Annotated in this window: 9 protein-coding genes; 5 read left to right on the forward strand and 4 right to left on the reverse strand. The window is 68.1% G+C overall.

The features are described from left to right. The coding region (locus ACWDU1_RS26580) for a sugar phosphate isomerase/epimerase family protein (protein WP_450002559.1) at window positions 1-476 on the forward strand (476 nt) is incomplete at its 5' end. A 151-nt stretch (window positions 477-627) separates the two neighbouring features. Here the strand turns inward: ACWDU1_RS26580 and ACWDU1_RS26585 are convergent. Continuing rightward, window positions 628-1,314, reverse strand: coding sequence for a PAS and ANTAR domain-containing protein (locus ACWDU1_RS26585; RefSeq protein ID WP_450002560.1), 687 nt, complete (start codon window positions 1,312-1,314; stop codon window positions 628-630). An 80-nt stretch (window positions 1,315-1,394) separates the two neighbouring features. Continuing rightward, complete coding sequence (locus tag ACWDU1_RS26590; RefSeq protein ID WP_450002562.1) at window positions 1,395-3,269, reverse strand: RDD family protein; 1,875 nt, start codon at window positions 3,267-3,269, stop codon at window positions 1,395-1,397. 141 nt (window positions 3,270-3,410) lie between these two features. Between ACWDU1_RS26590 and ACWDU1_RS26595 the strand changes: the two genes are divergently transcribed. Beyond that, a complete protein-coding gene (locus tag ACWDU1_RS26595; protein ID WP_450002564.1) occupies window positions 3,411-3,977 on the forward strand; it encodes a hypothetical protein in 567 nt (188 codons plus the stop codon). Window positions 3,978-4,195: 218 nt separating this feature from the next. After that, window positions 4,196-4,594: a hypothetical protein gene (locus tag ACWDU1_RS26600; RefSeq protein ID WP_450002566.1), complete on the forward strand. Its 399-nt coding sequence runs from the start codon at window positions 4,196-4,198 to the stop codon at window positions 4,592-4,594. Window positions 4,595-4,806: 212 nt separating this feature from the next. Here ACWDU1_RS26600 and ACWDU1_RS26605 read toward each other — a convergent pair whose 3' ends face one another. Then, complete coding sequence (locus ACWDU1_RS26605) at window positions 4,807-5,622, reverse strand: acyl-CoA thioesterase domain-containing protein (protein WP_450002567.1); 816 nt, start codon at window positions 5,620-5,622, stop codon at window positions 4,807-4,809. 124 nt (window positions 5,623-5,746) lie between these two features. Continuing rightward, entirely contained in the window at window positions 5,747-6,193 is a 447-nt protein-coding gene (locus tag ACWDU1_RS26610) for a nitroreductase/quinone reductase family protein (RefSeq protein ID WP_450002569.1), read from the reverse strand. A 97-nt stretch (window positions 6,194-6,290) separates the two neighbouring features. Between ACWDU1_RS26610 and ACWDU1_RS26615 the strand changes: the two genes are divergently transcribed. Together ACWDU1_RS26615 and ACWDU1_RS26620 are read left to right on the forward strand one after the other, a co-directional pair. Further along, complete coding sequence (locus ACWDU1_RS26615) at window positions 6,291-6,911, forward strand: TetR/AcrR family transcriptional regulator (RefSeq protein ID WP_450002570.1); 621 nt, start codon at window positions 6,291-6,293, stop codon at window positions 6,909-6,911. Window positions 6,912-6,962: 51 nt separating this feature from the next. After that, window positions 6,963-7,148: ATP-binding protein (locus ACWDU1_RS26620; RefSeq protein ID WP_450002572.1), on the forward strand; the 186-nt coding region annotated here is incomplete at its 3' end.

Genomic DNA, 7,148 nt, shown 5'->3' on the forward strand with positions numbered 1-7,148 from the left:
TCGCGCAGCTGGTGCCCTACGCGGCCGAGCGCGGCGTCCGCCTCGCCCTGGAACCGCTGCATCCGATGTTCTGCGCCGACCGCGCGGTGATCTCCACCCTGGCGCAGGCCTTGTCGATGGCGCGGCCGTACCCGGCCGAAACCGTGGGTGTCGTGGTCGACACCTTCCATATCTGGTGGGATCCGACCCTGGAGGAGGAGATCGCGCGTGCCGGTGCGGCCGGCCGGATCAGCTCCTACCAGGTCTGCGACTGGCTCGACCCGATGACCGCCGACCCGCTGCTGTCGCGGGGCATGATGGGCGACGGTGTCATCGACTTCGCGACCATCGGCCGGTGGGTGCGTGACGCCGGTTACCGCGGCGATGTCGAGGTCGAGATCTTCAACGCCGAGGTGTGGGCCGCCGACGGCCGGGAAGTGCTCGAGACGATGAAGCAGCGCTACCGCGATCTGGTCTTGCCGTCCCTCGTCGGGTGAAAGAAGGGGTTTAACGGCTGCCGGAGTGGATAGATCGCGCATGCCGGGGGGTTGGTTAACCAGTCAGCCTCCCTCCGGCCCGCGCCGCAGCGGCTCCGGTGACGTGACCTGTGCCGAACCGTCACCTGCACCGGCAGCGGATGGCCGGGCGCTACGCCCGGCCGGAATACCCATCCGCGATATGGTCCGGGAGTTCGTGCGCGGTGAGCAGCAGGTGATCGAACCGAGTGCGGGTCTGCACCGCCACGCCACCGAACTCCATCAGCCCGCCGACGAGCTTCTCGGCCAGGACCCGCAGCTTGGTATTGGTTTCCTGCGACCGCCACACCAGGACATCGAAGGCTTTCTCGGCGGAGATCGCGTACATCGCCATCACCGCGCCCTTGGCCTGTTCGATCACCGAACGGGCTTCCACGATCTCCGGCAGCGTCTCGTCGATCACCTGGGTGCGGATACTGGCCGCGGTATCGGAGACATCGATGTAGAAGCCCATGGTGCCGATCGGCGCGCCGGAGGGGTCACGCATCTCGTCGCTCACCACCAGGACATGGTGCTCCTCGCCGGCGGTATCGAGGATGCGGTGCCGGGAACAATAGGGCTGCCCGGCCTCCACGACCGCGGACAGCACACCCGACACCTGATCCCGGTCCTCGGGATGTTTATGCTTCAACAGCAGCTCGATGCTGGGTTCGACCTCACCGGGGCTGTAGCCGTGCAACGCCGCGACCTCGTCGGACCACTCCCAGCGCTGCCCCTCGGCATAGAACCAGAAACCCCCCACACGCTGCGGGGCCGGTGCGGTGGCCGGCTGCTCGGCAATAGGGTCCTTCTCGATCACCACCCCAGTATCCCCACTCCCCTGACCAGCACTTCGCGCGCCCCGGCAAGTCCGGACAGGAGCAGGCAGCGTAGTACCGGTCAGCGGTACGCACCGATACCGACCGAGGCGAACCAACCCGTCCTCGTGTGTGGACCATCCGACCCCGAGCCCACATACAGGTGCCGCCCATCGGGAGCCGGCACGAGCCGGGCGGGAGCGAAGTCGATATCGATTCGTTCGACCACTTCTCCGCTCTGAGCGTCGAGTACCGTGATCTGTCCGAGGTTCGTGTCCTGGCCGGCACGATCGTGCGCGATGAACAGATATCGTCCACTCTCCGATTGGGCCAGACCGAGGGCATTCGTCTGCAGACGGAACGGCGCGGCCGCGGCGCCCGTTCGCGTGTCGATCCGAACCACATCGATATACGTCGATCCGGCCGCCCAGTACAGATACCCGTTGTCCGGCACGTTCGACAGGGAAAGCACACCTCCGGTGTCCGCCGGATACCGGCCGGTTTCGGCCATCGTGAGGGCATCGAGCACCACAATCGCGCGCGTGAGCTCCTGATCTTCGAGCAGGGCCCCCACATACAGTCGACGGTTGTCATCGCTCAACGTCATCTCGTTGACAGCCGAGTCCGGTCCGGGGATCGGTGCCGCGGTCCCTTTCCGCGTGACCGAGTCGTACATCCAGATCCGGTCGGCCCCTCCGCCGGAGGCGTAGATCCGCCTGCCGTCACCGGATACCGCCAGCTCGTCGAACGAGACGCTCACGTCGAGGTTTTCGACGCGGTTCGCGCCGCTGCCGTCGGGGCGGCTCACCGGGGCCCGGGACCCGGTGCTCATCTCGACGGCGTCGACCAGTCGCCGGGACGTCGTATCGATCACCAGGAGCGCGCCCCACGCCACCCCGTAGAGACGGGTGCCGTCGGGAGAGACGGTGAGAGCATGGAGTCCGGCGCCCGCCTCCACCTCTATCCGCGCCTCGAGGGTGGTGGTGGCCGTATCGACCACCGCCACAGTCGCTGTCGATGTCCTGGGGGCAGGAGACTCCGAGACATACGCGGAACGACCGTCGGGTGAGAGCGCCACTGCCTCCACTCCCCCGAGCTCGAGGGCCTTCGGTGGCGCGAGCGCCTCGGTGCTCACCTCGGAGGCCGAGGTGTCCACCGAACGTACGATCGCCACCCCGGCCAGTGTCACCGATACCAGCGCGGCGGCCGCGAATCCGATGAGGTATTTCCGCCGGGTGGCGGCCGACGGTGCCCCCGGCTCCTGGACAGGGGCGGCGAATTCGGCGCCGGTGCCCGACCGGCCGGGGCCCTCGGGCGGGCGTGGAGCGAGGGTGGGGCCGGGCGGAGCGGCGATCGGCGCTACTGCCGGCATGCCCGTATCGGCTATGGCGGCATTCGCAGGCGGCGGTTGTCCCACCACCGGCGCCGGACCATGCCCCGGCTTCGTCGTGATCACCACAGTTCTCGCTGCGATATCGGCGAAGGTGCGCCGCCGCTCGTCGAATATCGGCCAGAAGAACCCCAGGTAGCAAGGCAAGGCGTCGGCAATATGGGCGAGCTGCCGGAGCAACGCCCGGCCGACCCCGACCCGACGACCCGTTCCGGCATCGATCAAGCGTTGCCCGGTGAGAAGTTTTCCGAGCGTGCGACCCTTGATCCCCTGGATGACGACGCTGTTGACCAGCGCCACCACGGCAGTGGACGACAGCATCCCCGCCACCAGCCAGCGGGTGATATCTCTGCGGGCTTCGACCGCTTCGGCATAGCCCAGACCGCTCCCCAGATCTTCCGGTTGCGGCCCGAGCCACGCCGGCGAGCTACGGACCACGATCAACCAGAGCCCGAACACCACTCCGACCAGCAGCGCGTCGATCACACCGGATACACACCGCAGATACCACGGGGCGAAACGGACTCCGCCGTCCGGCGGCCGATTCTGCTGCACCGACAGACCCATTGTCGCGCACCTCTCTTGCTCTGGACGAGACCAGCGGCCCGCTCGCGGACGGGCATGGCGATTCCGGCCGATCGAGTCATCGGCAGACGTTTTGTATTCTGCCCGAGAATGTTTCGACAACAGCGGAGCTGTGGCAGACCGGTGACCGACCCCATTCTCGACCTTCTCCGGCGCCTTGCGGGCCGGATCGCCGACGACATCCTGGACGCGGCGCACAGCTACCTGGGCGCCGGTGAAACGACCATGATGGGCGACGTGCTCGTCGCGAATCTCGTCGCGGGCCGCGTGCCGCTCACCGAGGAGGAACGCGCCCTCCTGCTGTCCGTGGCCGAGCTCGAGCCGGCGGAGAACGACGTGATTCCGCGGACTACCGCCATCCCTCGCAACTACGTGTTCGATGCCGGCGCGGACCTACCCGAGCCCACCGAAACCGACACCCGGGTCATCACCTATGTGACCTGTCTGCCGGGTGCCCGCAAGGTCTCCCGCGTGTACCGGCGACCGGCACACGCCGCGGCCCCGGGTTCGGCCACCTGGCTCTATCTCGTGGAATTCGCCCGGGACGCGATGCTCCACCCCGCCTCGAACCTGCCGACAGGCGGTCCCGCCCACGGCGTCGCCGCGGTGTACCGATCCGATGAACAACTACCGGAATATCACGCCGAAGCGCTTCGCTTCGCTCGCGTCGTCTGGTCCCGGGACACCTGACCGGGCACCGATTCCGCTGCCCGGCGAACTCGACGATGTCAACATCCGGTTTCCGACCGGCGGGCCGGCGTTCCGCATTCGCCGGAAGCGGCGTCGTCTTCGGAGATCCCGAATTCCCGCTCGACGCCGGCCCGGTCGCCGAGGGCGTACGCCGGCCGGCCGTCCCATCCGCGCATGCCCTTGACACCGGTCGGGGCAATCGCTGAAATGGTCCGGCGATGATCGATCCCGACCCGCAGCTCGAGCAGGAACTCGACGCTGCTCGCCTGCTCTATCCGATCGGCGACCACGTGAGCGGAGTCGTCACGCTGGTTCCGCGCCCGGGCGCTATCGGACTCTTCGTCGACCTGGCCCGGCCGCCGACCGGATTCGTCGACGCGCTGAATCTACCGGCCTCCGCCGAACGGTGGCCGGCGGTCGGCACCGTAGCCGAGTTCGAGGTTCTCCAGCACACACGCGGTCAGGTTCGGCTCTGGCCTCTCGATCCCGCGCTCCGGTCGAGCACCACACGCCTTCCCGCCATGACCGAATCGGAATGGCACGCTGCCAAGAGCCGCTACCCTGTCGGTTCCGAAGTCACCGCCGAGATCACCGGCGTCTACCCCGGCAATCGCTAATTCTCCGTCGGCTTCGACGGCCTGTGGTCTGTCCTCTCCTGGTCCGGCACACCGCCCGCCGTCGGCACCATCGCCCGCTTCACCGTCGACCGGCATCTCGATGCGACCCGAAGAATCCTGCTCGGCGGCACCGGCCGGGCAGCCCTTGCGGACTCGTCCTGGTAGTGGTGCGGGAAGTTCTATCGACTGCGCTTCGGCAGTTCCGGGACAAATCAGTCGGAGGTGCCGGCGAACTCGGCAGCGGAGGTGGCGGCGAAGTCGATCTGGCGGCGGGCGTTGGACACAGTGGTGACCACGCAGGTGCCGACCGGGCCGATCCGGTCGTAGAGGGTGGCGGTGCCGATCGAGATACCGGCCGAGGCGATGGTGTTCTCGGCGCACAGGCCTTGCTCGTGCCCGATCGGCAGCCGTGACAGGGTGAGGGTGACGTCGGCGTTGATATAGCCCGCTCCCGCCGAACCCCAGTGGCAGACATGGTTGGCGGAATCGCCCAGGATCGCGGCTCGCTGAAAGGCGGTGATCGGTTCGCCGGCGATCAGCGGTGGCAGGCTGTGCCACGCGACTTTGCGTTCGGCGTTCTGGTGCGCGGCGAAGTCGGCGCTCCATTCACCGGCGCCGCTCTTGAACAGCGGCGGCGACCCTTCCACGGACATGCACCCGGGTGGCGGCACCGGCAGATCCGCATCCGGGCTCCATATCGCGCCGGCCGGCTCCTCGCCCGTGGCGAGAAAGACCGCCGAGGCCCGCACTCGCGGTCGGCCCTGCTGCAGCAGCACCGCATCGGCGACGGTGATCCGCGACCCGCGCCGGATCACCGTGCTGCCCATCTCGAAGTCCGCGTTGTCCACCGGCTGATACAGGTCCACCGTCAGCCGCGCGGGAACGAACCCCGCCGGACAGTGGGTTTCGAGCTCACGGGCCAGCAACCCGCAGATCCCGGTCCCACTCAGCTTGCTCGGCGTCCACGGACTCACCGCCAGTGACCGCGGCGCGAGACGGCCGTCCTGCCATGCGAAAAAGCTCAGCATCTGCCCGATCCCCCTTGGAGATTGCACCCTGCCCGAAGTGGAACACGTTACAGCGCCCGGGGGAAGCGCGCCGGTAATCGGAGCCGTCCGGCGCCGGCACGCGGCGGCGCCGGGAGGTACGGCTTCATACCTCCTCGACTCGGAAGACGGCGATGCGCTCCGCGCTGGCGGCGACGTCCCGGGGCGCGGCGCTCGGGGACAGTCCGTTGTCGGCGTAGCGTTTGCCGACACTGGCAGGGCTCTCTTCGACCAGCCGGTGCAGTACCGGGCGGCGCGCCTCGACCGGCAGTTCCACCAGCCGCGCGGATATCGAGCGGCGGCCGCGCGTCAGCGTGACCCGATCGGCCGCACGGGCGTTGGCCACCCAGGCGGCTCGCGGGAAGGCCTGCACGATATAGCGCGCGCCTGCCACTGTCACCACCGCGATCGCGAACGTCCGCAGCCGGCCGGTCCGCCTTCCGGCGACGGTCAGCAATTGCATGGGCCCGAACACGATACCGATGCGCTGCAACCCGATGACCACGATATTCACGGCATTGACCAAGCGCCGCTTGCGTTCCCGGTTGGACATGAATCGCCACCTTCAAGAGAGTAAGTGCTTACTCACCAAATAGTGAGTGAGTACTTGCTACTCTGTCAACACCTGATCGATGAGGAGGCAGACCTGGATGGGCGCCGAGATTGCGGGAGCGTCGCCGCGTGCACAGTTGACCCGGATCCGGATTCTCGATGCCGCCGCCGCGGTGATGAGCGACCGTGGCCTGGCCAACGCGACCACCAAGGAGATCGCCCGCGCCGCGGGATTCTCCGAGGCCACCCTGTACAAACACTTCCAGGACAAGGAGGACCTGTTCCTCACTGTCATGCGGGAACGGCTGCCCAGCGACTTCGTCGGCCTGCTCGCCGGCCTCACCGCTCGCGCAGGTACCGGTACCGTCCGGTCCGTGCTCCGGGAGGTCGCGACCGATGCGGTGCCGTTCTACCGGGACCTCGCGCCGATGCTGGGAGCGGCCTTCGCGCAACCGGTCCTCCTGGCCCGGCACCAGCAGATGTTGAGCAGCGCCGGCCTGGGTCCGCACCTGGCGCTCGCCGCACTCGCGGAGTACCTGGGCGCCGAGCAGCGGCTGGGCAGGCTCACCGAGCGCGCGCGACCCCGCACGCTCGCCGCGCTGTTGCTAGGCGCCTGCTTCCAGCGCGCCTTCCTGATCGAGTTCGAGGGCGAGCACCTCGCCGACCAACCGGCCGAGGAGTTCGCCCGTGATCTGGTCGACACCCTCCTACCGGAGTGATCGTCTACCTTCGCCGCCCCACCTTTTGAAGATCGACGAGACTCGAATCCGATGACGATCTCGCGGAACGGGCCGGACACGGTGGTGCCGACGCTCTACGGCAGGCAGCAGGAGCGCGATGCGCTGGCGGCCCTGATGGAACGGGCACGGGCGGGCCAGGGCGGGTTCGCTGTGGTACGCGGCGAGCCGGGAATCGGGAAGACCGCACTTCTCGATGACGCCGCCCGCACTGCCGCC

This window comes from Nocardia sp. NPDC003345, from assembly GCF_053589395.1.